At 66.1% G+C, this 23,123-nt stretch carries 21 protein-coding genes; 1 reads left to right on the forward strand and 20 read right to left on the reverse strand.

Annotated features, from left to right (window positions below; genetic code table 11):
* Nucleotides 1-45 precede the first annotated feature (45 nt).
* From AC3A84_RS10580 to AC3A84_RS10650, 15 genes are all read right to left on the reverse strand, one after another.
* Nucleotides 46-294 carry a BolA family protein gene (locus tag AC3A84_RS10580; protein WP_487969580.1) on the reverse strand — a complete coding sequence of 83 codons (249 nt, stop codon included), beginning with the start codon at nt 292-294 and terminating at the stop codon, nt 46-48.
* Nucleotides 295-299: 5 nt separating this feature from the next.
* Complete coding sequence (locus AC3A84_RS10585; RefSeq protein WP_487969581.1) at nt 300-1,055, reverse strand: ABC transporter permease; 756 nt, start codon at nt 1,053-1,055, stop codon at nt 300-302.
* Nucleotides 1,052-2,041, reverse strand: coding sequence for an ABC transporter ATP-binding protein (locus AC3A84_RS10590; RefSeq protein ID WP_487969582.1), 990 nt, complete (start codon nt 2,039-2,041; stop codon nt 1,052-1,054). Before AC3A84_RS10590 ends, AC3A84_RS10585 begins: the two co-directional genes overlap by 4 nt.
* Nucleotides 2,042-2,129: 88 nt before the next feature.
* Complete coding sequence (locus tag AC3A84_RS10595) at nt 2,130-2,399, reverse strand: STAS domain-containing protein (RefSeq protein ID WP_487969583.1); 270 nt, start codon at nt 2,397-2,399, stop codon at nt 2,130-2,132.
* 20 nt (nt 2,400-2,419) lie between these two features.
* Complete coding sequence (locus tag AC3A84_RS10600; RefSeq protein WP_487969584.1) at nt 2,420-3,064, reverse strand: MlaC/ttg2D family ABC transporter substrate-binding protein; 645 nt, start codon at nt 3,062-3,064, stop codon at nt 2,420-2,422.
* Nucleotides 3,065-3,242: 178 nt separating this feature from the next.
* The gene (locus AC3A84_RS10605; RefSeq protein WP_487969585.1) at nt 3,243-4,058 is read right to left on the reverse strand and encodes an MlaA family lipoprotein; all 816 of its coding nucleotides are present in this window, start codon (nt 4,056-4,058) and stop codon (nt 3,243-3,245) included.
* Nucleotides 4,055-4,537 (reverse strand): outer membrane lipid asymmetry maintenance protein MlaD, encoded by a 483-nt coding sequence (gene mlaD / locus AC3A84_RS10610; RefSeq protein ID WP_487969703.1) that lies wholly within the window; start codon nt 4,535-4,537, stop codon nt 4,055-4,057. Before mlaD ends, AC3A84_RS10605 begins: the two co-directional genes overlap by 4 nt.
* 50 nt (nt 4,538-4,587) lie before the next feature.
* Nucleotides 4,588-5,370, reverse strand: coding sequence for a lipid asymmetry maintenance ABC transporter permease subunit MlaE (gene mlaE / locus AC3A84_RS10615; RefSeq protein WP_487969586.1), 783 nt, complete (start codon nt 5,368-5,370; stop codon nt 4,588-4,590).
* Entirely contained in the window at nt 5,367-6,197 is an 831-nt protein-coding gene (locus AC3A84_RS10620; protein WP_487969587.1) for an ABC transporter ATP-binding protein, read from the reverse strand. Before AC3A84_RS10620 ends, mlaE begins: the two co-directional genes overlap by 4 nt.
* A gap of 205 nt (nt 6,198-6,402) precedes the next feature.
* Complete coding sequence (locus AC3A84_RS10625) at nt 6,403-7,197, reverse strand: amino acid ABC transporter ATP-binding protein (RefSeq protein WP_487969588.1); 795 nt, start codon at nt 7,195-7,197, stop codon at nt 6,403-6,405.
* Nucleotides 7,178-7,831, reverse strand: a complete 654-nt coding sequence (locus AC3A84_RS10630) for an amino acid ABC transporter permease (RefSeq protein ID WP_487969589.1) — start codon at nt 7,829-7,831, stop codon at nt 7,178-7,180. The genes AC3A84_RS10625 and AC3A84_RS10630 overlap by 20 nt, the downstream gene beginning before the upstream one ends.
* Nucleotides 7,832-8,022: 191 nt before the next feature.
* Nucleotides 8,023-8,823: an amino acid ABC transporter substrate-binding protein gene (locus AC3A84_RS10635; RefSeq protein ID WP_487969590.1), complete on the reverse strand. Its 801-nt coding sequence runs from the start codon at nt 8,821-8,823 to the stop codon at nt 8,023-8,025.
* A 326-nt stretch (nt 8,824-9,149) separates the two neighbouring features.
* Entirely contained in the window at nt 9,150-10,628 is a 1,479-nt protein-coding gene (locus tag AC3A84_RS10640) for a glutamate synthase subunit beta (protein ID WP_487969591.1), read from the reverse strand.
* A 103-nt stretch (nt 10,629-10,731) separates the two neighbouring features.
* Nucleotides 10,732-15,468, reverse strand: coding sequence for a glutamate synthase-related protein (locus AC3A84_RS10645; protein ID WP_487969592.1), 4,737 nt, complete (start codon nt 15,466-15,468; stop codon nt 10,732-10,734).
* 176 nt (nt 15,469-15,644) lie between these two features.
* Nucleotides 15,645-16,349: a transposase gene (locus AC3A84_RS10650; RefSeq protein ID WP_487969593.1), complete on the reverse strand. Its 705-nt coding sequence runs from the start codon at nt 16,347-16,349 to the stop codon at nt 15,645-15,647.
* A 123-nt stretch (nt 16,350-16,472) separates the two neighbouring features.
* On the opposite strand from AC3A84_RS10650, the gene AC3A84_RS10655 reads away from it, so the two are divergent.
* Entirely contained in the window at nt 16,473-16,649 is a 177-nt protein-coding gene (locus AC3A84_RS10655; protein WP_487969594.1) for a hypothetical protein, read from the forward strand.
* Between the two features lie 56 nt (nt 16,650-16,705).
* On the opposite strand, the gene AC3A84_RS10660 is transcribed toward AC3A84_RS10655, so the two are convergent.
* The 5 genes from AC3A84_RS10660 to AC3A84_RS10680 form a co-directional block, all read right to left on the reverse strand.
* Nucleotides 16,706-17,623, reverse strand: coding sequence for a class I SAM-dependent methyltransferase (locus tag AC3A84_RS10660; protein ID WP_487969595.1), 918 nt, complete (start codon nt 17,621-17,623; stop codon nt 16,706-16,708).
* Nucleotides 17,620-18,264: a DUF1415 domain-containing protein gene (locus AC3A84_RS10665; protein ID WP_487969596.1), complete on the reverse strand. Its 645-nt coding sequence runs from the start codon at nt 18,262-18,264 to the stop codon at nt 17,620-17,622. Before AC3A84_RS10665 ends, AC3A84_RS10660 begins: the two co-directional genes overlap by 4 nt.
* A gap of 188 nt (nt 18,265-18,452) precedes the next feature.
* The gene (locus tag AC3A84_RS10670) at nt 18,453-19,637 is read right to left on the reverse strand and encodes a deoxyguanosinetriphosphate triphosphohydrolase (RefSeq protein ID WP_487969597.1); all 1,185 of its coding nucleotides are present in this window, start codon (nt 19,635-19,637) and stop codon (nt 18,453-18,455) included.
* A gap of 113 nt (nt 19,638-19,750) precedes the next feature.
* Nucleotides 19,751-20,959 carry a 3-dehydroquinate synthase gene (gene aroB / locus AC3A84_RS10675; RefSeq protein WP_487969598.1) on the reverse strand — a complete coding sequence of 403 codons (1,209 nt, stop codon included), beginning with the start codon at nt 20,957-20,959 and terminating at the stop codon, nt 19,751-19,753.
* A 138-nt stretch (nt 20,960-21,097) separates the two neighbouring features.
* Entirely contained in the window at nt 21,098-23,113 is a 2,016-nt protein-coding gene (locus AC3A84_RS10680) for an Ig-like domain-containing protein (RefSeq protein WP_487969599.1), read from the reverse strand.
* Between the last annotated feature and the right edge of the window lie 10 nt (nt 23,114-23,123).

The raw sequence follows: 23,123 nt of genomic DNA on the forward strand, positions 1-23,123 counted from the left end.
CAGCTATCAAAAATATAGTAAAAACCCGAAAGGTGTCGGCGCGCTTCAGCGGTCGTCCGGCTGCGCGGCCCATTCGGCCGGCGTGAAGGTCTTCATCGACAAGGCATGCACCTCGTCGGTGTGCATGCGGCTGCCCAGCGTGGCATAGACACGCTGATGGCGCTGGATGGCGCGCCGGCCCTCGAACTCGGATGACACGATGGTGGCGTACCAGTGGCGGCCATCGCCTTCGAGCGCGATGTGCTCGCAGGGGAGCCCGGAGGCGATGAGGTGCTTGAGTTCGTCTGCGGTCATGTTCGTCAGTTTCTGATTTTGTAGCCGGTGCGCAGCAGATGGATGGCCAAGGCGCTGACGGCCAGCCAGGCCGAGCCGACGATGGCCAGGCTCAGCCACGGCGAGGCGTCGCTCTGGCCGAAGAAGCCATAGCGGAAGCCGTCGATCATGTAGAAGAACGGGTTCAGGTGGCTCACGGCCTGCCAGAAGGGCGGCAGCGACTGGATGGAGTAGAAGACGCCCGAGAGGAAGGTCATGGGCACGATCACGAAGTTCTGGAACGCGGCCAGCTGGTCGAACTTGTCGGCCCACAGGCCCGCGATCAGGCCCAGGGTGGCCAGCAGCGCGGCGCCCAACAGCGCGAACACGGCGATCCAGACCGGCGCGGCGAACTCCGGCCGCGCGAACGCCAGCGTGACCACGAACACGCCCACGCCCACGACCACCCCCCGCACCATGGACGAACCCACGTAAGCCGCGAACCAGCCCCAGTGCGACAGCGGCGTGAGCAGCACGAACACCAGGCTGCCCATGATCTTGCTCTGGATCAGGCTGGAAGAGCTGTTGGCAAAGGCGTTCTGCAGCAGGCTCATCATCACGAGGCCCGGCACCAGAAAAGCGGTGTAGCCGATGCGGTCATAGACCTTGACGTGGTCTTCCAGCACATGGCCGAAGATCAGCAGGTAGAGCACTGCGGTGAGCACCGGTGCGGCGATGGTCTGGAAGCTCACTTTCCAGAAGCGCAGCACCTCCTTGTAGAAAAGGGTTTGCCAGCCGGTCATAGTCGCACCCCGCCTTCTGCAGTCTCTTCGGGACCATCGGCCGGCGGCGGCGCGGCGGCCGGATCAGGGTAGCGGGATTCGGCCATCACGCTCAGGAACACGTCCTCCAGGTCGGCACGGCGGATTTCCACGTCATGCACGCGCACGCCGGCCGCGCGCAGCGTGGCCAGGTGCGATTCGATGTCTTCGGCCTGCTGGGCGGGCAGTTGCACCACCCGGCCGGTGACGCGGGCCACGGATGCCAGGGCAGGCGGCAGGACATCGTCGGTCTTGAAGCGCAGCACGTTGGTGGAAGCCGCCTGCAGCAGATCGGACGTGGTGGACAGCGCCACCACCCGGCCGCCGCTGGCGCCGCGCTTGAGCATGGCGATGCGGTTGCACAGGGCCTCGGCCTCTTCCAGGTAATGCGTGGTCAGCAGCACGGTGTGGCCTTGCTTGTTCAGCCGGGCGACGAAGTGCCAGAGCGTTTGGCGCAGCTCCACATCGACGCCGGCGGTGGGCTCGTCGAGCACGATGATGGGGGGCTTGTGGACCAACGCCTGCGCCACGAGCACCCGGCGCTTCATGCCCCCCGAGAGCTGGCGCATGTTCGAGTTGGCCTTGTCGGCCAGGCCGAGGTTGTCGAGCAACTCGTCGATCCAGTCGTCGTTGTTCTTCACACCGAAGTAGCCCGACTGGATGCGCAGCGACTCGCGGACGTTGAAGAAAGGATCGAACACCAGCTCCTGCGGCACGATGCCCAGCTTGCGGCGGGCGGCAGCATAGTCGGACTGCACGTCGCTGCCCTGCACCAGCACGCGGCCACTGCTGGCACGCGCCAGCCCTGCGAGGATGCTGATGAGAGTGGTCTTGCCCGCCCCGTTGGGCCCCAGCAGTCCGAAGAACTCGCCTTCTTCGATGTCGAGGCTGACGCCGTCGAGTGCCTGGAACGGCCCCTTGGGGGTGGAGAACGTCTTGGAGACGGATTGGAAGGAGACTGCTGGCATGTAAGCCCGCGATTTTACGGCCTCAGGCCGGCACCCGGCCGGCCTGGGGACTTGCGGGCCCTGCCGGAGCGCCACCGGGCGCACGGCTTCAGGCGGCCGGCAGCAGCTCTTCGACGCCGTAGAGGCCCGCCAGCGTGGCGAGCGCCGGCGGCAGCGACTTCACGGCGAACGTCTTGCCTTCGGAAAGCGCCGCGCGGCGGCATTCGAGCAGCACGGCCAGCGCGGACGAGTCGAACGAGACGAGCGCCGCCGCGTCCACCACGAGGCCCGGATCGCGGTGCGCCTTCAGGCCTTGCAGCAGCATGCCCAGGCTGGCGGATGCCTGCTCATGGGTCAGTTCGGGCGGTAGAACCAGCATCTCTGTGCGTGCGGGCGGGATCAGCTGGACTTGCCGGAGTTGGCCTTGTTGCGCGCGGCCAGTGCTTCGATCAGCCCGTCCAGGCCCTTGGCGTTGATTTCCTGAGCGAACTGACTGCGGTAGGTATCCACCAGCCACACACCCATCACGTTCAGGTTGTAGACCTTCCACCCAGCGCCCTCGCCCGGCGTCTTTTCCAGACGATAGTCGAGCTGGACAGGGTCGCCGCGTCCCTTGACCTCGGTACGCACCAGCACGTCGGTATCCCCGGGCGACATGCGCATCGGCTTGACGGTGATGGTCTGGTCGCTGACCTGGTTGAGCGCGCCGGAATAGGTGCGGATCAGCAGCGTCTTGAATTCTTCCTGCAGGCGCTTTTGCTGGTCGGGCGTCGCCTGGCGCCAGGCCGGACCGGTGGCTGCGGCGGTCATGCGGCGGAAGTCGACGTGGGGCAGGATCGTCTGATCCACCAGCTGCACCACCTTGTTGATGTCGCCGCGCTGGAGGGACTTGTCTGCGCGCACCTTGGCCAGCACGTCGGTGGAGAGGCGTTTGACCAGCTCGTCGGGAGCCTCGTCGGCGGCCCAGGCTGCCAGCGGGCCAGCCAGGGAGGTGGCAGCGGCCAGGGCAAGAGCCCAGCGGGCCAGGTCACGTCGGTGGATCATGTGTGTTTTCCTTTCGATGCGGGCCCCGCAGGGGCTCGCCAGATGCAATGTCGTCTGGGTCTGATTGTGGAAGCCGCCCTGGCGCGCAATGCGTCGGACGGGTACCCGGATGCAAGTCGATGCAACGCCTGCAAGCGGATGCCATGCCGGGCAGGCCGATCCGGCCCGCGCCGGCCGCTCAATTGGGCAGCGGCGGCAGCTTGCCGGCGTTCGGGTCGTAGCTGGAGTCGTCGTCCTTGCCGTCGTCGGACGAGGGGGCGACCTCCAGGCCGCGCACCCGCAGGAACACGTCACGCGTGAAGCTGTACTTGTCGAGTGCGGCGGTGTCCAGCACGTTGCCTGCGGCAAGGAGGCTGGCGCGCTTGTCCACCACGCGCAGAGCGTAGAGCTGATTGCGCGCCGAAACCGGATCGACATCGCGCAGTAGATTGCCCTGCATGCCCACAGGCAGCGCGACGGTGTCGCGCACGGTGGAGGGGCCCAGCAGCGGCAGCACCAGGTAGGGGCCGGTCGGAACGCCCCAGTGACCCAGCGTCAGGCCGAAGTCGGTCTTGCGACGCGGGATGCCCATCTCGCTGGCAATGTCCAGCACGCCACCCAGTCCGAACACCGTATTCACGTTGAAGCGCACCAGGCTGTCCATGGCTTCGCTACCGCGAAACTGCAGCACGTTGTTCACGAACGACCAGACGTCGCCCAGGTTGGCGAAGAAGTTGCTCACACCCGTGCGCACGGGTGAAGGCACGACCCCACGATAGGCCGTGGCGACGGGCTTGAGCACCGCGCGATCCACGCCATCGTTGAAGTCGGTCACCGTGCGGTTGTAGGGCTCCAGCGGGTCGCGCGGATTGGCGTCGGGCCCGGTGGCACAGCCGGCGAGCATGAGCGAACCCAGCGCCAGCGTGGCGGCGACCGCAGCACGGCGCGCGGGCAGGCGCACTGGCGCCCCGCCCTGCGGCGTGACGAGGAATTGAGGGTGGATGTTGTTGTTCATTTCTTGCTCCCGCTGCCCGAAGACCCCTGCTCCGCCTTGCCATAGAGGAACTGTCCGATCAGATTCTCCAGCACGATGGCCGATTGCGTCTGCGTCACGACGTCGCCAGCCGCGAGATTCTTCTCGTCAGCGCCCGCTTCGATGCCGATGTACTGATCTCCGAGCAGGCCGCTGGTGAGGATCTTGAACGAGCTGTCCTTGGGGAAAACGTAGCGCTTGTCCAGGTCCAGCAGCACATTGGCGCGGAAGGTCTTGTCGTCGAAGCTGATGGACTTGACCCGGCCGACCACCACGCCCGAGCTGCGCACGGCCGCCTGGGGCTTCAGGCCACCGATGTTGTCGAACTTGGCCGTGACGGCATAGCCACTGCTGAAGTTCAGGCTCAGCAGGTTGGCGGACTGCAAGGCCAGGAAGACGAGAGCCGCTGCGCCCAGCAGGACGAAAAGGCCCACCCAGAAGTCGTTCTTGGAGTGCTGCATGGTGTTTTTGATTTCCTTGGAAGGCTGGCGATCGCTGCGGTCGGCAGCCATCAGATACTGAACATCAGGGCCGTGAGAATGAAGTCGAGGCCCAGCACGGAGAGCGAGGCCATGACCACCGTTCGCGTCGTGGCGCGCGACACGCCTTCGGGCGTGGGCTTGGCCACGAAACCCTGCAGCACGGCGATGAAGGTCACGGCCACGCCGAAGACCAGACTCTTGACGACGCCGTTGCCCACGTCCTTGAACACGTCCACGCCGCTTTGCATCTGGCCCCAGAACGCGCCGGCATCGACGCCGATCAGCAGCACACCGACGATCCAACCGCCAATGACGCCGACGGCGCTGAACACCGCCGCCAGCAGCGGCATGGCGATGACGCCCCCCCAGAAACGCGGCGCGAGAATGCGGCGTACCGGATCGACCGCCATCATCTCCATGGCCGAGAGTTGCTCGCCGGCACGCATCAGGCCGATCTCTGCCGTGAGCGAGGTGCCGGCGCGGCCGGCGAAGAGCAGCGCGGTCACGACCGGGCCCAGCTCGCGGACCAGCCCCAACGTGACCACCAGGCCGAGCGCGTTGGCCGAGCCGTATCGCTGCAGCACGTTATGGCCCTGCAGCGCCAGCACGAAGCCCACGAACAGGCCCGACATCGCGATGATGGACAGCGAGTAGTTGCCCAGGAAATGGATCTGATCGCGCAGCAGCCCGGGCCGGCGCAACGTGGCGCCGATCAGCCCCAACAGGCGCACGAAGAGGCGCGCGCCCATGCCGATATCGGCCAGTTTGCAGCGCACGGCATAGCCGACGTCGGAAGGTCGCCACCAGCTCATCGGGCACCTCCTGCGGGCAGGCCGCCCACGGGACCGAAGTCTTCAGAGAGGCTGGGGCCGGGATAGTGGAAGGGCACGGGCCCGGTCGGCAGCGCGTTCACGAACTGGTGCACCAGCGGGTCGGTGCTGGCGCGCACCTCGTCGGGCGTGCCCTGGGCGGCCACCATGCCGGGGCCGAGCACGATGACATGGTCCGCGACCCGGAAGGTCTCCTCCACGTCGTGCGAAACGACCAGGGTGGTGAGGCCCATGGCGTCGTTCAGCTCGCGGATGAGCTGCGCGGCGATGCCGAGCGAGATCGGGTCCAGCCCTGCGAAGGGTTCGTCATACATGATGAGTTGCGGGTCGAGCGCAATGGCGCGGGCCAGTGCCACGCGGCGGGCCATGCCGCCGGATATCTGGCTGGGCATGAGGTCGCGCGCGCCGCGCAGCCCCACGGCGTGCAGCTTCATCAGCACGATGTCGCGGATCAGCTCTTCCTGCAGATCGGTGTGCTCGCGCAAGGGAAAAGCCACGTTCTCGAACACGTCCATGTCGGTGAACAGGGCCCCGAACTGGAACAGCATGCCCATGCGCCGGCGGGCAGCATAGAGCTGCGCCTCATCCATGCGTCCCACGTCCTGGCCGTCCACCAGCACCTCCCCCTGCTGGGCCCGGTACTGCCCGCCGATCAGGCGCAGCACCGTGGTCTTGCCACCGCCGGAGGCGCCCATGAGCGCCGTCACCTTGCCGCGAGGCACCGACAGCGACAGGTCGCGCAGGATGACGCGGTCTCCATAGGAGAAGGTCACGTTGCGCAGTTCGACCAGGGCAGAGGACGGAGGCATTCGATAGGTACGCAAGAGGATGGGAACGGTGCGGGCGGATTGTCACCGCTGGCGCTGAAGCGCCGTGTGGGACGATGGTAACTCAAACATACATGCATGCATGTTTGCCAAAAGCGACGGCATCATACCGCTATTGTTAAGTGAGCGCTCTGCCCTGCAAACGCGGGCACCAGCGGGCCTTTGGAGCCATGCAAGGCGGCGCCCTTCACAGCATGCTGCGCAGGAAGCTGCGGGTGCGCGGCTGTTGCGGATCCGCGAACAGCGATGCGGCCGGCCCGGATTCGACGATGCGCCCCTGGTCCATAAACACCGCCGTGTGCGCCACCTCGCGGGCGAAGCCCATCTCGTGCGTGACCACCAGCATGGTCATGTGCTCGTCGGCCAGGGCGCGCATGGTGCGCAGCACCTCGCCGGTCAGCTCGGGGTCGAGCGCCGAGGTGGGCTCGTCGAACAGCATGATCTCCGGCTCCATGGCCAGCGCCCGGGCGATGGCCACGCGCTGCTTCTGTCCGCCCGACAGGCGCGCCGGGTAGTTGTGGCGCTTTTCGGCCAGTCCCACCTTCGCCAGCAGCGCCTCGGCGCGGGCGATGGCCGCGTCGCGCGGCACGCCCTGCACCACCATCGGCGCCTCGATCACGTTCTGCAGCACGGTCAGGTGCGGGAACAGGTTGAAGTGCTGGAACACCATGCCGGTCTTGCGGCAGATGCGGCGCAGCTCGGCCTCGGGCGCGTAGCTGCAGCGGCCATCCGCGCCGGTGGTGGCCAGCACCTCGCCGGCGATGGCGACGTGGCCGCGGTCGATGGTCTCCAGCCGGTTCAGGCAGCGCAAAAAGGTGCTCTTGCCCGAGCCAGAAGGCCCGATCACCGCCACCACCTCGCCCCGGCGCAGCTGCAGCGACACCCCCTTGAGCACCTCCGTGGCGCCGAAGGCCTTGTGGATGTCGCGGGCGTCGATCATCGGCGCAGCGCCGCGTCGGTCTTCAGTCGTCGTGCTTGGCATAGCGCCGCTCCAGCCGCTGGAAGCCCCAGGTCAGCATCAGGGTCATGAGGAGATAGAAGGCCGCCGCCACGATGAACGGCGTGGTCGTGAAGTCGCGCTGCACGAAGCCGCGCGCGGCGCGCAGCAGGTCGTTCAGGGCCAGCACGTAGATGAGGGAGGTGTCCTTGACCAGCGTGATGGTCTCGTTGCTCATGGGCGGCAGCACGCGGCGCACCATCTGCGGCAGCACGATGCGGCGCATGGTCTGGCCGTAGGTCATGCCCAGCACGCGGGCGGCCTCGTACTGGCCCCGGTCCACCGACTGGATGCCGGCGCGGAAGATCTCCGCGAAATACGCCGCGTAGTTCAGCGCGAAGGCCGCCACCGCCGCCGGGAAGTCGGGCAGCCGCACGCCGATAACCGGCACGAACGGCAGCGCGAAGTAGATGAACAGCATCTGCAGCATGAGCGGCGTGCCGCGCATGAGCCAGATATAGCCGTTGACCACGCCCGACAGCACGCGCCAGCTCGACGTGCGCGCCAGCGCCAGCAGCAGCCCCAGGGGCACGGCCAGCGCCAGCGTGATGACAAACAGCTTCAGGGTGACGGTGGCGCCTTGCGCCAGCGGCCCCAGAAGGGAAAGAACGTAATCCATCTGCGAGAAGAATGATGGTCAGGATGCCAGAGGCCGCCATGGCTCGAGGCCTCGGCAACCGGCGCGGCCCAAGGCCAGCGGCAGCCGCGCAAGGGCCGCCCCGCCGCGCCGGCTGCGTCCCCCTTCCCGCATCGCGCAGCGAGGCGAGGGAAGGGGGAAGCGGCGAAGCCGCTCAGGGGGATGCGCCGAAGTTATTTGATGATGTTCTTGCCAAACCACTGCTCGGCGATGCGGCCGGCCGCGCCGTCCTTCTTCATCTCGGCCAGGGCCGTGTCCAGGCGGCCCTGCAGCGCGGTGTCGTCCTTGCGTACGCCCACGCCGTAGTCTTCGGTGCCGAAGTTGTCCTGCAGCACCGCGTAGTCCTGCGGCTTCTTGGCGACGTAGTAGCGGCCCACCACTTCATCGACCACCACGGCGTCCAGGCGGCCGGTGGACAGGTCCATCAGCGCGGTCACGTTGTCGCCAAAGGTCTTGAAGTCCTTGAACGACTTGAACACGGCAGCATCTTTCTTGACGGCATCGACCGCGCTGGAGCCTTCCTGAGCGCCGACGACCTTGCCGGCCAGATCGGTCTTGGTCTTGATGGCGGACTGCGCAGGCACCACGATGATCTGGTGGTTTTCCATGTAGGGTGCGGTGAAGGCGATGTTCTGCTTGCGCTCGTCGGTGATGGTCAGGCCGTTCCACAGCGCGTCCACGCGCTTGCCCGACAGCTCGGCTTCCTTGGCGCTCCAGTCGATGGGCTTGAATTCGACTTCCACACCCATGCGCTTGGCGGCCTCGCGGGCCATGTCGATGTCGAAGCCGACCAGCTGGTTCTTGTCGTCGCGGAAGCCCATGGGCGGGAAGTTGTCGTCCAGGCCCACCACGATCTTGGCGACGGCGGCCGGCGCGGGCGCGGCGGCGGCAGGAGTCTGGGCGGTTTCGTTCTTGCCGCAGGCGGCCAGCAAGGCACCCACGGACAGCAGCGCAATGGCGGCGATCTTCTTCATGGCAAATCGGTTTCCAGCAAGCAAAAAAACACCGCACGGCGCCGGACGGAAGGAGCGGCGGCTCGCGCGGATGCGGATGGGGGAGAACCCGTATTGTCGCCCACTCGGACAGCGGGCTGTCGCAGGGCGCCGCAAGCGCGCCGGGACTTCAAGCCCTTTTGGCCTGCAGCGCAGGTGGAACCAAGGCACATAGCTATCAATTCAATAGCAAACATGCCGGATGGATGAGCGCCATGGAAAACGGCGCCACGCGGGCGCCGTTCTCTTTTTCACGCTGTCCTGCCCTGGTGGGCAGCAAGGCCAGCCGGGCCGGCCCACGCCGCCAATCAGCGCGGCAGGTCGGAATAGCCCATCAGGAACTCGTCCACCGCACGCGCGGCCTGGCGGCCTTCGCGGATGGCCCAGACGACCAGCGACTGGCCGCGACGGATGTCGCCGGCGGCGAACACCTTGGGCACGTTGGTGAGGTAGCCACCATCGAATTCGGTGGTGGCCTTGGCGTTGCCACGGGCGTCCTTGTCCACGCCGAAGGCATCCAGCACGGCGGCGACCGGGCTCACGAAGCCCATGGCCAGCAGCACCAGGTCGGCCTTGAGCACCTGCTCGGAGCCAGCGACCTCGACCATCTTGCCGTCCTTCCACTCGACGCGCACGGTCTTCAGGCCAGTGACCTTGCCCTTGTCGCCAATGAACTCCTTGGTGGAGATGGCGAACTCGCGCTCGCAGCCCTCTTCGTGGCTGGTGCTGGTGCGCAGCTTGATCGGCCAGTAGGGCCAGGTCAGCGGGCGGTTCTCTTCTTCGGGCGGCTGGGGCATCAGCTCGAACTGCGTGACGCTGGCGGCGCCGTGGCGGTTGCTGGTGCCCACGCAGTCGCTGCCGGTGTCGCCGCCGCCGATCACGATGACGTGCTTGCCGTCGGCACGCAGCTGGCCCTTGAGCTTGTCGCCCGCGTTGACCTTGTTCTGCTGCGGCAGGAACTCCATGGCGAAGTGAATGCCATCCAGGTCGCGGCCGGGCACGGGCAGGTCGCGGCTCTGCTCGGCGCCGCCGGTCAGCAGCACGGCGTCGAAGTCCTTCTGCAGCTGCTCGGGGGTGATGGTCTCCTTGGCCCAGTTGGTGACCTTGGAACCCTTGCCCAGGCCGTCCTTGGCCGAGCCCACGAACACGCCGGTGCGGATGGTCACGCCTTCGGCCTTGAGCTGGTCGGCGCGGCGGTCGATGTGCGACTTCTCCATCTTGAAATCGGGGATGCCGTAGCGCAGCAGGCCGCCGATGCGGTCGTTCTTTTCGAAGAGGGTCACGTCGTGGCCGGCGCGCGCCAGCTGCTGGGCGGCCGCCATGCCGGCGGGGCCGGAGCCCACCACGGCCACCTTCTTGCCGGTCTTGTGCTTGGCCGGCAGCGGCTTGACCCAGCCTTCGGCCCAGGCGCGGTCGATGATGGCGTGCTCGATGGACTTGATGCCCACCGCGTCGTCGTTCACATTCAGCACGCAGGCGGCCTCGCAGGGCGCGGGGCAGATGCGGCCGGTGAACTCGGGGAAGTTGTTCGTGCTGTGCAGCACGGCGATGGCGCTCTTCCAGTCCTGCTGATAGACCAAGTCGTTGAAGTCCGGAATGATGTTGTTGACCGGGCAGCCGTTGTTGCAGAACGGCGTGCCGCAGTCCATGCAGCGCGCGCCCTGGATCTTGGCCTGCGCGTCATCGAGGCCGATGACGAATTCCTTGTAGTGCTTCAGGCGCTCGGCAGGCGGGCGGTAGCCCTCTTCGATGCGCTCGTATTCCATGAAGCCGGTGGTCTTTCCCATGATGTCTGTCCTGATGTCTGTGAATGCTGGGCTGTGCGTCGGTCGCGGCCTGCCGGGCTGAGGTGCTCGCCTGGTGAGGCCGCCGCGCGTGGCTGGCCGGCCTTTACTTGGCGGCGACAGCCTCCTTCTTGGAAGCCGGGGCGACCGCGGGGGTCGCCGGGTCTTCCAGCAGCTTGCGTTCATGGATTTCAGACAGGGCGCGCTTGTACTCGGTCGGGAAGACCTTGACGAATTTCGCCCGCGATGCCGCCCAGTTGTCCAGCAGCTCGCGCGCACGCTTGCTGCCGGTCCAGCGGTTGTGGTCTTCCAGCATCTTCTTGAGCTGGGCTTCGTCGGTCTGGCCGCGGTGCCAGATGCCGCGCGAGACGGTGGCCTCCTGCTCGTCGGCTGGCAGGATGCGTTCGAGCTTGACCATGGACAGGTTGCAGCGCGTCTCGAAGAGGCCGTCCTCGTCGTAGACGTAGGCCACGCCGCCGCTCATGCCGGCCGCGAAGTTGCGGCCCGTCTTGCCCAGCACCACCACGGTGCCGCCGGTCATGTATTCGCAGCCATGGTCGCCCGTGCCTTCCACCACCGTGGAGGCGCCCGAGAGACGCACCGCGAAGCGTTCGCCGGCCACGCCGCTGAAGAACGATTCGCCCGAGGTGGCGCCGTACATCACCGTGTTGCCGACGATGGTGTTGCGCACCGTGTCGCCGCGGAAGTCGATGCTGGGGCGCACCACCACGCGGCCACCCGAGAGGCCCTTGCCGGTGTAGTCGTTGGCGTCGCCGATCAGGTAGAGCGTGATGCCGCGCGTCAGGAACGCGCCGAACGACTGGCCGCCCGTGCCTTCGAGCTGGATGCGGATGGTGTCGTCAGGCAGGCCTTCGGGATGCGAGCGGGTGACCTCGCCCGAGAGCATGGCGCCCACGGAGCGGTTCACGTTGCGCGCCACCTCGATGAACTGCACGCGCTCGCCCTTGTCGATGGCGGGGCGGCTGCGCTCGATCAGCTTGCGGTCCAGCGTGTGCTCGATGTTGTGGTCCTGCACATCGACATGGAAGCGCGGCACGTCGGCCGGCACGTTGGGCTGCGCGAACAGGCGGCTGAAGTCCAGGCCGCGGGCCTTCCAGTGGGCGATGCCGGCGCGCACGTCGAGCAGGTCGGCACGGCCGATCAGGTCGTCGAACTTGGCGATGCCCAGTTGCGCCATGATCTGGCGGACTTCCTCGGCGACGAAGAAGAAGTAGTTCACCACGTGCTCGGGCTTGCCCGAGAACTTCTTGCGCAGCTCCGGGTCCTGCGTGGCCACGCCCACCGGGCAGGTGTTGAGGTGGCACTTGCGCATCATGATGCAGCCCTCGACCACCAGCGGCGCGGTGGCGAAGCCGAATTCGTCGGCGCCCAGCAGCGCGCCGATGGCGACGTCGCGGCCGGTCTTCATCTGGCCGTCGGCCTGCACCCGCACGCGACCGCGCAGGCGGTTCAGCACCAGAGTCTGCTGGGTTTCGGCCAGGCCGATCTCCCACGGGCCGCCCGCATGCTTGATGGACGACCAGGGCGATGCGCCCGTGCCGCCGTCATGGCCGGCGATCACCAGGTGGTCGCTCTTGCACTTGGTCACGCCGGCAGCGATGGTGCCCACGCCCACTTCGGACACCAGCTTGGTGCTGATGCTGGCGTGAGGCGCCACGTTCTTCAGGTCGTGGATCAGCTGGGCCAGATCCTCAATGGAATAGATGTCGTGGTGCGGCGGGGGCGAGATGAGGCCCACCCCCGGCACGCTGTGGCGCAGCTTGCCGATGTAGTTGGACACCTTGCCGCCGGGCAGCTGGCCGCCTTCGCCGGGCTTGGCGCCCTGCGCCATCTTGATCTGGATCTGGTCGGCCGACGACAGGTATTCGGCCGTGACGCCGAAGCGACCCGACGCCACCTGCTTGATGCGCGAGCGCAGCGAGTCGCCGTCCAGCAGGGGCAGATCGACCTCGACGTTCTCGGCGCCGATCACGCTCTTGAGCGTGTCGCCCTGCTTGATCGGGATGCCCTTGAGTTCCTGGCGGTAGCGGGCCGCGTCTTCGCCGCCCTCGCCCGTGTTGCTCTTGCCGCCGATGCGGTTCATGGCCACGGCCAGCGTGGCGTGCGCCTCGGTGGAGATGGAGCCCAGCGACATGGCGCCGGTGGCGAAGCGCTTGACGATCTCCTTGGCGGGCTCGACCTGATCGACCGGAATGGCCTTGGCCGGGTCGAACTTGAACTCGAACAGGCCCCGCAGCGTCATGTGGCGGCGGCTCTGGTCGTTGATGATCTGCGCGTATTCCTTGTACGTGTTCCAGTTGTTGGCACGCGTGGAATGCTGCAGCTTGGCGATGGCGTCGGGGCTCCACATGTGCTCTTCGCCACGGGCGCGCCAGGCGTATTCGCCGCCGGCGTCCAGCATGGTTTCCAGCACCGGGTCGTCACCGAAGGCGGCCTTGTGCATGCGGATGGCTTCCTCGGCGATCTCGAACACGCCGATGCCTTCCACGCGGCTGGCCGTGCCGGTGAAGTACTTGCCCACGGTCTCTGTGTTCAGGCCGATGGCCTCGAACAGCTGCGCGCCGCAGTAGCTCATGTAGGTGCTCACGCCCATCTTGGACATGATCTTCGACAGGCCCTTGCCAATGGCCTTGACGTAGTTGTAGATGGCCTTGTCCGGCGACAGGTCGCCGGGCATGTCCTTGTGCATCTCGGCCAGGGTTTCCATGGCGAGGTAGGGGTGGACGGCTTCGGCGCCGTAGCCGGCCAGCACGGCGAAATGGTGCACCTCGCGGGCGGTGCCGGTCTCGACCACCAGGCCAGCCGTGGTGCGCAGGCCTTCGCCCACCAGGTGCTGATGGATGGCCGACAGTGCCAGCAGCGCGGGAATCGCCACCTGCGTGGCGCTCACCTTGCGGTCGCTGATGATGAGGATGTTGGCGCCGCCCTTGATGGCGTCCACCGCCTGCGCGCACAGCGAAGCAAGCTTGGCTTCGACGCCTTCGCGGCCCCAGCTCAGCGGGTAGGTGATGTCGATCACCACGCTCTTGAACTTGCCCTGGGTGTGCCGCCCGATGTCGTGCAGCTTGGCCATGCCGGCGAAGTCCAGGATGGGCTGGGCCACTTCGAGCCGCATCGGCGGGTTGATCTGGTTGATGTCCAGCAGGTTCGGCTTGGGACCGATGAAGCTGTTGAGCGACATCACGATGGCCTCGCGGATCGGGTCGATCGGCGGGTTGGTCACCTGTGCGAACAGCTGCTTGAAGTAGTTGTAGAGCGGCTTGTTCTTGCCCGAGAGCACGGCCAGCGGGCTGTCGTTGCCCATGGAGCCGATGCCTTCTTCGCCATTGCGGGCCATGGGAGCCATCAGGAACTTGATGTCTTCCTGCGTGTAGCCGAAGGCCTGCTGCCGCTCCAGCAACGGCAGGTCGGCGGCCAGCGGAACGGCCGGCACATCAGCGCCCACGTTATCGAGCTTGATGCGCAGGTTCTCGATCCACTGCTTGTAGGGCTTGGTGTTGACGATGTTCGCCTTGAGCTCGTCGTCGTCGATCATGCGGCCCTGCTCGAGATCGATCAGGAACATCTTGCCGGGCTGCAGGCGCCACTTGCGCACGATCTTGTTCTCGGGGATGGGCAGCACGCCCGATTCCGAGGCCATCACGACCAGGTCATCGTCGGTGATGCAGTAGCGCGAGGGGCGCAGGCCGTTGCGGTCCAGCGTGGCGCCGATCTGGCGGCCGTCGGTGAACACGATGGAGGCCGGGCCGTCCCAGGGTTCCATCATCGCGGCGTGGTATTCATAGAAGGCGCGGCGGCGCTCGTCCATGGTGGTGTGCTGTTCCCACGGCTCGGGGATCATCATCATCACAGCCTGGCTGATGGGGTAGCCGGCCATGGTGAGCAGTTCGAGACAGTTGTCGAACGTGGCGGTGTCGGACTGGCCAGCGAAGCTGATGGGGTAGAGCTTCTTGAGGTCGGCGGCCAGCACGGGCGAGGCCATCACGCCTTCGCGGGCCTTCATCCAGTTGTAGTTGCCCTTGACGGTGTTGATTTCACCGTTGTGCGCCACATAGCGGTACGGGTGGGCCAGCGGCCATTCCGGGAAGGTGTTGGTCGAGAAGCGTTGGTGCACCAGGCCGATGGCCGAGACGCAGCGCTCGTCCTGCAGGTCCAGGTAATAAGTGCCCACCTGGTCGGCCAGCAGCAGGCCCTTGTAGACCACGGTGCGGCTGGACATGCTGGGAACGTAGTATTCCTTGCTGTGCTTGAGCTTGAGCGCCTGGATGTTGGCGCTGGCCGTCTTGCGGATCACGTAGAGCTTGCGCTCCAGCGCGTCCTGGACGATCACGTCGTTGCCGCGGCCGATGAACACCTGGCGCAGGATGGGCTCCTTGGTGCGCACGGTGGGCGACATGGGCATGTCCACATTCACCGGCACGTCGCGCCAGCCCAGCAGCACCTGGCCTTCGGCCTTGATGGCGCGCTCCATCTCCTGCTCGCAGGCCAGACGCGAGGCGTGCTCCTTGGGCAGGAAGATCATGCCCACGCCGTATTCGCCCGCAGGCGGCAGCGTAACGCCCTGCTTGGCCATCTCTTCGCGGTAGAGCGCGTCGGGGATCTGGATCAGGATGCCCGCGCCATCGCCCATCAGCTTGTCGGCGCCCACGGCGCCGCGGTGGTCGATGTTCTCCAGGATCTTCAACGCCTGGGTCACGATGTCGTGACGCTTCACGCCCTTGATATGGGCCACGAAGCCCAGGCCGCACGCGTCGTGCTCCTGATCGGAAGAATACAAACCGTGTTGTTGCAGATGCTGGATCTCGGTGGCCGTCGTGGTCATGGCGCACTTCCTCATGTTTTTCGCAGGGAATTGGAGATTAGTGCATTGCAACATGCGGCGCAAGAATATTAATTAGGGTCAGATTCCTATTTATTGACACGAAAACTAAATGCAAAACTTATCAGGGACACATCAAAAACAATAGCAAAAAGCGCACACGGATCAAGCTGCGCAGCCTAAATGTCTTCTAAAGTCCGAGGCAAGGCCGGGCGCCCGGCCGTGCCGCGGACCACGCGGCGCGGCGTCTGCTTTTGCAATTCGGCGACAAATTCCGGGTCGCCCAAAGCCCATCCGCTCAGGGCCGATGTGGTCAACGCCACTTGCTCCCTCGAACTGATGCCCGCGTGCACTGCAGCGCCATAGGCCGCTTCCCGCGCGAACGGCGTATTGCCCAGCGCCCAGTACAGCGCGTGCGGGGTCAGCAAACGGTCCGCCCGCAGTCCCAGCCAGTGCGCATGGCTGGACCACGGGTAGTCGACGGCTTGCGCTACGGCGCCAGCCCGGACAGGATTCAGGTCGAGGTACACCATGCAGGCCAGCAGGTACCGCTCGGGCTGCAGCACCGTGGAGCGGTAGCGGCCCTCCCACAGCGTGCCGGTGCGGCCGTGCCGGCGGTTGAAGTACTGCACATAGCGGCGCCCCACCGCCTGCATCATCTGCGGCAGGCCCTCTGCAGTGGAAGGCGTGGCCACCAGATGAAAGTGGTTGTCCATGAGCACGTAGGCATGGACGGCGACCGCGTGGCGCTGCGCGTTGTCCGCCAGCAGGGCGAGCATGGTCTCGAAGTCTTCGCGGTCCACGAAGATCAGCTGGCGGTTGTTGCCCCGCTGGATGACATGGTGCAGATGACCCGGCAAGGTCAGGCGGGGCAGGCGGGCCATGGGTAGGTAGATCTCGGGGTGGCTGTTGGGATTGTCCGACACACGAGCGTACCGCGGGACGACATCGCACGCAGCATTGAGCGGAGACCATGCGGGCAGAAGCAACAACACGGAAAGGACCCCATGTCTTTTGCACTTTACATGCTCGGCTTCCTGATCTTCCTTGCCGGCGTGATCTGGGCGGCCGTGACCGCCGGAATACCCCAGGTTTACATCGGCATCGGCGCGCTGATCTTGCTCGGCATCGGCATCTTCAGCGCCGTCAGCAAGACGCGCTCCAAGGACCCACCGCAGAGCTGATCGGCAGCGCCGCCGCAGGGCCGGGCCCTGTGGCGGCACTGTGCCCAGTGCGCTGACTACGCGGTCGGCAGGCCCGGATAACGCAGCTCCTCCATCGACTGCAGCCCGAACTCTGCCAGCAGTGCGCGCAAGCGTTCTGCTGCGCTGCGCTTTTTCTGGCCGGTATAACGGGCAAGGATGAGTTCGTTCTTCATGCTGTGCTCCCACCCCACGAGCTCGGTCACTGTGACCTGGTAACCGTTGGCCTCGAGGTACAGGCACCGCAGCACGTTGGTGACCTGGCTGCCTAGCTCACGGGTGTGCAGGGGGTGACGCCACAGCTCGGCCAGCGGCGTGCGCGTGAGCTGCAGCACCTTGCCCTGTCGCAGGCAGGCGGCCACTTCGGCCTGGCAGCAAGGCACCAACACCATGGCGCGGGCGCGCTTTTGCAGCCCGAAGGCGATGGCGTCGTCGGTGGTGGTGTCGCAGGCATGCAGGGCCGTCACCACGTCGATGCGCGCCGGCAGCTCGGCCGCGTCGGCCGATTCGGCCACCGACAGGTTGAGGAACGACATCCGGCCGAAACCCAGCCGCTCGGCCAGTTCGCGCGAGCGCTGCACGAGCTCGGCCCGCGTCTCGATACCGTAGATGTGGCCCTGGCCCAGCGCCTTGAAATAGAGGTCGTAGAGGATGAAGCCCAGGTACGACTTGCCCGCACCGTGGTCGGCCAGCGTCGGGCCCGCGGTGCCGGGCTCATTGGCACCATCGGCCGGGCGGGACAGGTCCTGCAGCAGCGGCTCGATGAACTGGAACAGGTGATAGACCTGCTTGAGCTTGCGGCGCGAATCCTGGTTGAGCCGGCCGTCGCGCGTGAGGATGTGCAACTCCTTCAGCAGCTCAATGGACTGGCCGGGCCTCAGCTCGGCCTGCAGAGCGGCGTCCAGCGCGTCAGCGGCACCGGGGCGGGCGGGCTTGTGGGAGGCTGCGCGCTTCATGCGCCGCCCTTCGCGGGCGTGCCCGCGGCATGCGCCGGGCAGCGGCGCGGGCCCACGTCCAGCGCGGCCCAGCCTTCGGCGCCGAGTTCTTCCAGCATGTCGATGTTGCGCTCGAAGATGGCCTCGGCCTCGGGGAAGGCCTCCACGGCGCGGTCGATGCTTTCCTCGCGCAGCAGGTGCAGCGTGGGATAGGGCGCGCGGTTGGTGGCGTTGGTCACGTCGTCCACCGCCGTGCCTTCGAACTGGAACTGCGGATGGAAGGAGGCCACCTGCAGGATGCCGCCCAGGTCCATCGCATCGACCAGATCGTCGGCCAGGCCCAGGAAGTCGTTGAAGTCCAGGAAGTCGGCCATGCAGTCCGGCGCCATCAGCAGCGTGGTGTCGCGCTTCTCGGGCGAGATCTCGGCCAGCGCCTCCAGCTCGCGCTGCAGCTCTTCGAGCAGTTCGCGCGCATCGGTGGCCGCGCTGACGACGTAGTGGATCTGCCCCTTGGTGTGCACGCCCTTGGCGAAGGGGCAGAGGTTCAGGCCGATGACGGCGCGCTCCAGCCAGCGGATGGTGTCCTGCACCACCACCTCGTCATCGGCGGAGTGGCTGGGAGTCACGGTGGGCAAAGGAGTGGGCGTGGGTGTGGCTGTCATGGCGTGGGGCGGGCAGGGAACGCGAAGGCGCAAAAGAAAAAAGCGCGAAAAGACGAGGCTTCTCAGCGCGGCCGCCCATTTTAGGGATTTGCCCGTCGGCAGGGTTGGGCAGGCCTGTGCCGCGCCCCGCAAAGGCAGGCAGCGGCACACGAGCGCACCGCCCTGCCCCACCCCCTACCCCATACCGATCAGCCCACCAGGCGCTGGCCCGTGAGCCGCTGGTGCTCGCTGCCGGCAAAGCGGTCGGTCATGCCGGCCACGAAGTCCGCCACGGTGCGGGCCTGGCGCTCCGTGGCGCCCTCGGCTATCGCCTGCGCCGCGCGGGCGGCGAAGGCGGGCTTCATCTCCTGCGGGCGCTGTAGGTAGATGGCGAACAGCTCGCGCACCACCTGCTGCGCCTGCCGCGTGGTCTGCATGACCTGCGGATGGCGGTAGAGCTGGCTGAAGAGAAAGCGCTTGAGCGTCTGCGACTCGGCCCGCATGCCCTCGCTGAAGCCCACCAGCGGCCGGCCGGCCTGGCGCACCGCATCGGCATCGGCCGGCGCACACTCGGCCAGCGCGGCGCGGGTGGTGGCGATCACGTCATAGACCTGGTCGCTCAGCATGCGGCGGATGGCTTCGTTGAGCCAGCGGCGGCGGTGGGCGGGCTGATCCAGGTGCGGGTGCTCGGCCAGCGCCTGAGCGCGGTAGCGGTCGAAGAGCGGCACGCCTTCAAGCTGCTCCATGGTGATGAGGCCGGAGCGCACGCCGTCGTCGATGTCGTGCGCGTTGTAGGCGATCTCGTCAGCCAGATTGCACAGCTGCGCCTCCAGCGCTGGCTGCTGGCGCAGCAGGAAGCGCTGGCCCACGCCGCCGGGCTCGCGCGCCTCGATCTGCTCGGCATGCTTGCGCGAGCAGTGCTTGAGGATGCCTTCGCGCGTCTCGAACGTGAGGTTCAGGCCGTCGTAGGCGGGGTAGCGCTCTTCCAGCGCATCCACCACGCGCAGGCTCTGCAGGTTGTGCTCGAAGCCGCCGTGATCGGCCATGCATTCGTTGAGCGTGTCCTGCCCCGCATGGCCGAACGGCGTGTGGCCCAGGTCGTGCGCGAGCGAGATCGCCTCCACCAGGTCTTCGTTGATGTGCAGCGACCGGGCGATGGAGCGGGCCAGCTGCGCCACCTCCAGCGAGTGCGTGAGCCGCGTGCGGAACATGTCGCCCTCGTGGTTGAGGAACACCTGGGTCTTGTAGACCAGACGCCGGAAGGCCGACGAATGCACGATGCGGTCCCGGTCGCGCTGGTATTCGGTGCGCGTGGGCGCGGCGGCTTCGGGAAAGCGGCGGCCCCGGCTGCGCGCAGGGTCGCAGGCGTAGGGGGCGAGGGGCAGTTCTTGCATCGAATGGGCCTGGAGCGCTCACCCTATCTGCGCATACTGCTATTTTTTCAATAGCAGTGCATGCCAGCTTGGGGCAGGAGCAGTGATGAACGGGAAGAAGCTGCAGCCCCGGGTCAGGCGCAGCAGGCGTCGATGACCTCGCGCACCAGGGCGTCGGGCGCGGCCCGCATCACCGCCCGGCCCGGGCCGTCGATCAGCACGAAGCGGATCTCGCCAGCTTCGGACTTCTTGTCGCCGCGCATCCACGCGAGGTAGCGCCCGGCGTTGTCCTCGGCATCGATCACCGGACCGCGGACCGGCAGCCCCGCCCGCGCGATGAGCGCGCGCAGCCGCTGGACGAAGGCGGCATCCACCAGGCCCAGCCGGTGCGACAGCTCCGCCGCCATCACCATGCCCGCACCCACGCCCTCGCCATGCAGCCAGTTGCCGTAGCCCATGCCGGCCTCGATCGCATGGCCGAAGGTGTGGCCGAAGTTGAGGATCGCGCGCAGGCCCGACTCGCGCTCGTCCAGGCCCACCACCTGCGCCTTGATCTCGCAGCTGCGCCGCACCGCATGGGCCAGCGCGCCGGGATCGCGGGCGCGCAAGGCCTCGATGGAGCCTTCCAGCCAGTCCATGAACGCCATGTCGGCGATGGGGCCGTACTTGATGATCTCGGCGAGACCTGCGGACATCTCCCGCTCGGGCAGCGTATCGAGCGTGGAGAGATCGCACACCACCAGCTGCGGCTGGTAGAAGGCGCCGATCATGTTCTTGCCCATCGGATGGTTGATCGCCGTCTTGCCACCCACCGACGAATCCACCTGCGCCAGCAGCGTGGTCGGCACCTGCACGAAGGGCACGCCGCGCATGTACGAGGCGGCAGCGAAACCGGTCATATCGCCGACCACCCCCCCACCCAGCGCATAGAGCACGGTCTTGCGGTCGCAGCCGTGGGTGAGCAGGGCGTCGAAGATGAGGTTCAGTACCGGCCAGTGCTTGTGTTCTTCGCCATCCGGCAGCGCGACCTGATGCACCTGCGCGTGCCGGCCTTGCAGCACACTGGCCAGGCGCTCGGCATAGAGCGGTGCCACGGTGTCGTTGGTGACGATGACGGCAGTGCTGACCTGGGGCAGGCCAGCGAACGTGTCAGGCGCATCGAGCAGGCCAGCGCCGATGGCGATCTGGTAGCTGCGGTCTCCGAGGTCGATAGCGACCGTGTCGTGTGCCAGGCCCGCAGAGGACAAGCTAGCCCGATCGGAGGAAAGGATCAACTCGCTGGAATCAGCCGACACGCTGGCAGATTTCACGCCACGCGATTGAATAGAGGTGACAGAGGTCATGACGCCGAGTCTATCGGCATCTCACGGCAAGAGGCTTCTGCACTTCAGCTGCTTGCTCGAACAATCGGCTACTGCAGGTGGATGGACATCAGAGCCATACCACCTGCAGAACACCGCACTCGAAGCGTGCGCATTCGCTCAGTTCAATATCACTGTCTGAGAGGCCACCAAGCCGCTGGGAGCGGCGATCTTGACAATCACCTTCTGCCCAGAGGCGCAGCCCTTCAAGCCGATCGACACCTTCGTTTTCAGATCCTGATTCGGACTACCCGGAGCGGGGACCACATTGGCAACGGGAGAACCACCGATATCACCCACGGAACAGCCATCGGCCACCGGAACTGCCGTGATGACCGTACCCACAGGCATCGGGAGCAACGGGTTGGCCTCGCTACCCAACATGAAGCTGATACTTGAAGAATTAGCCGAGATACCAGAGAGAGTGGGCTTAGACGAAGCGAACAAGAGCACAGCGGCCTGACGCACCGTCGCCCTCAAGCCTGCACTGCAGGTGTCTGCGCGCGAAGGGAAGAGCCCACCCGATCCCGTGCAAGCGAGCGCTCCGCCACCGGAGACAAAGAACTCACCGGAATCGAATGCGTTGTTCTCATTGTCATCGCGGTAAGCGTCGCCCAACTGCTTGAGGCTATCGATACCCGGGTCATAGATGTTGTTGCCGTTCAGGTCGTCGTAGTCCTTGGTGCCGTCGAGAAAAGCGATCACGGAGACACGGCCACCGGCTGGACGTGGGTTCTGGCTGATGAAGTTCACCGAGCACGAAGAGATCTTGTTGACGGTGGTCGTGGCGCAGCTGTTGGACACTTGCCCCCCCTCCGTAGTGAAGTTCACTACCGTGCCATCGGCCACGGCATTGCCCTGGCGGTCAGCGATCCGGACGGTCAAGGTGGTGGGGATTCCATCCAACTCCCACCCTTCGATATTGGAACTGCTGACCGACAGGCTCATGAAGCGCTGCGATGGTGGGCCCGAAGCCACGGTGAGGTTCTGCGTTTCGGCAAACACAGTAGGCGTAGAGGCCAAACTGGCACGCACCTTGATCGGTCCGGGAATCGTGCCCGAGAACACCGAAATCGACACCAAGCCCGATTGATCGGTGGTACCGGTCACGCTGGCCGTCGAGCCAGAGGCATTCAGCCCCACGCCACCAGGATTTTGCTGGATGCTGAAGACCACACTGGCGCCGGGCAAAGGCGTACTGGATGCGGCAAACACCTTGAACGTTACCGTCGTCTGCTCGACCCCGCCCGATCCTGCGATGAACACCTGGCTGGGCGCAGCACTGACGAAGGCAATCGCATTGGCAACGGGCGCAGCGACATTGATCGAAGCAGTGCGCGTAGTCGCGCCCGGGCTGGTAGCGGAAATGATGACACTGCCGCTGCACAACGAGCCATCCGCGTTGACGGCCGTGTAGTTCGCCGACGCCACCCCGCTGCCGTTGGTCGTGGCGCTCACGCCCCCACCCGAGGCGCTGTTGCCATTGATGCGACCGCACGATGCGGAGAACGCCACATTGACCGGAGTTCCCGTAAGGGGCGCGTTGTTCACCAGTGCAGTGACGGCAATCGAAGTGTTCCCGGCTGCATCCAGGCTGGAGTTGCCAATGGACAGCGGTGACAGCGACAGTCCCGCTGCAGCCACAGCAAAATCCGTAGAGCCTTGGCCCGTCACGGCCGTGCCGGAACCAGACGCCAATTGCGCCGAAGCTGTTACGGTGGCCGCACCCGCCGCAACGAACGATGCAGCGTTGATGGGTACACTGGCATTGCCCGATGCATCGGTCAATGCGGTCGTCTGCGGCAGCACTGCGACGGCGGCGTTGTTGACTGCAAAGGTGACAGCACGGTTGCTGACCACGGCGCCATTCTGGTCCGTCACATTGGCGCTGACCTGAAAAGCGCCGCCTGCAGTGATGCTGGTCACGGTCTGGCCAGAGGCATTGACCAACTTCACGCTGATCGACAGCGCGGGAGCCGGCGTCGTAGGGATTGAGGGCGAGCCGCCCGTACCACCAGAACCGCCGCTGCCCCCACCACCATTGCCCGTGGTCCCCGGATTGCCGCCGCCGCCGCCACAAGCAGCCAGTGCAACTGCGAGCAACAGACTCAAAAGACCATTCACCAGCTTTTTCATTCTCTTTTCC

It is taken from the genome of Paracidovorax sp. (genome assembly GCF_057642795.1).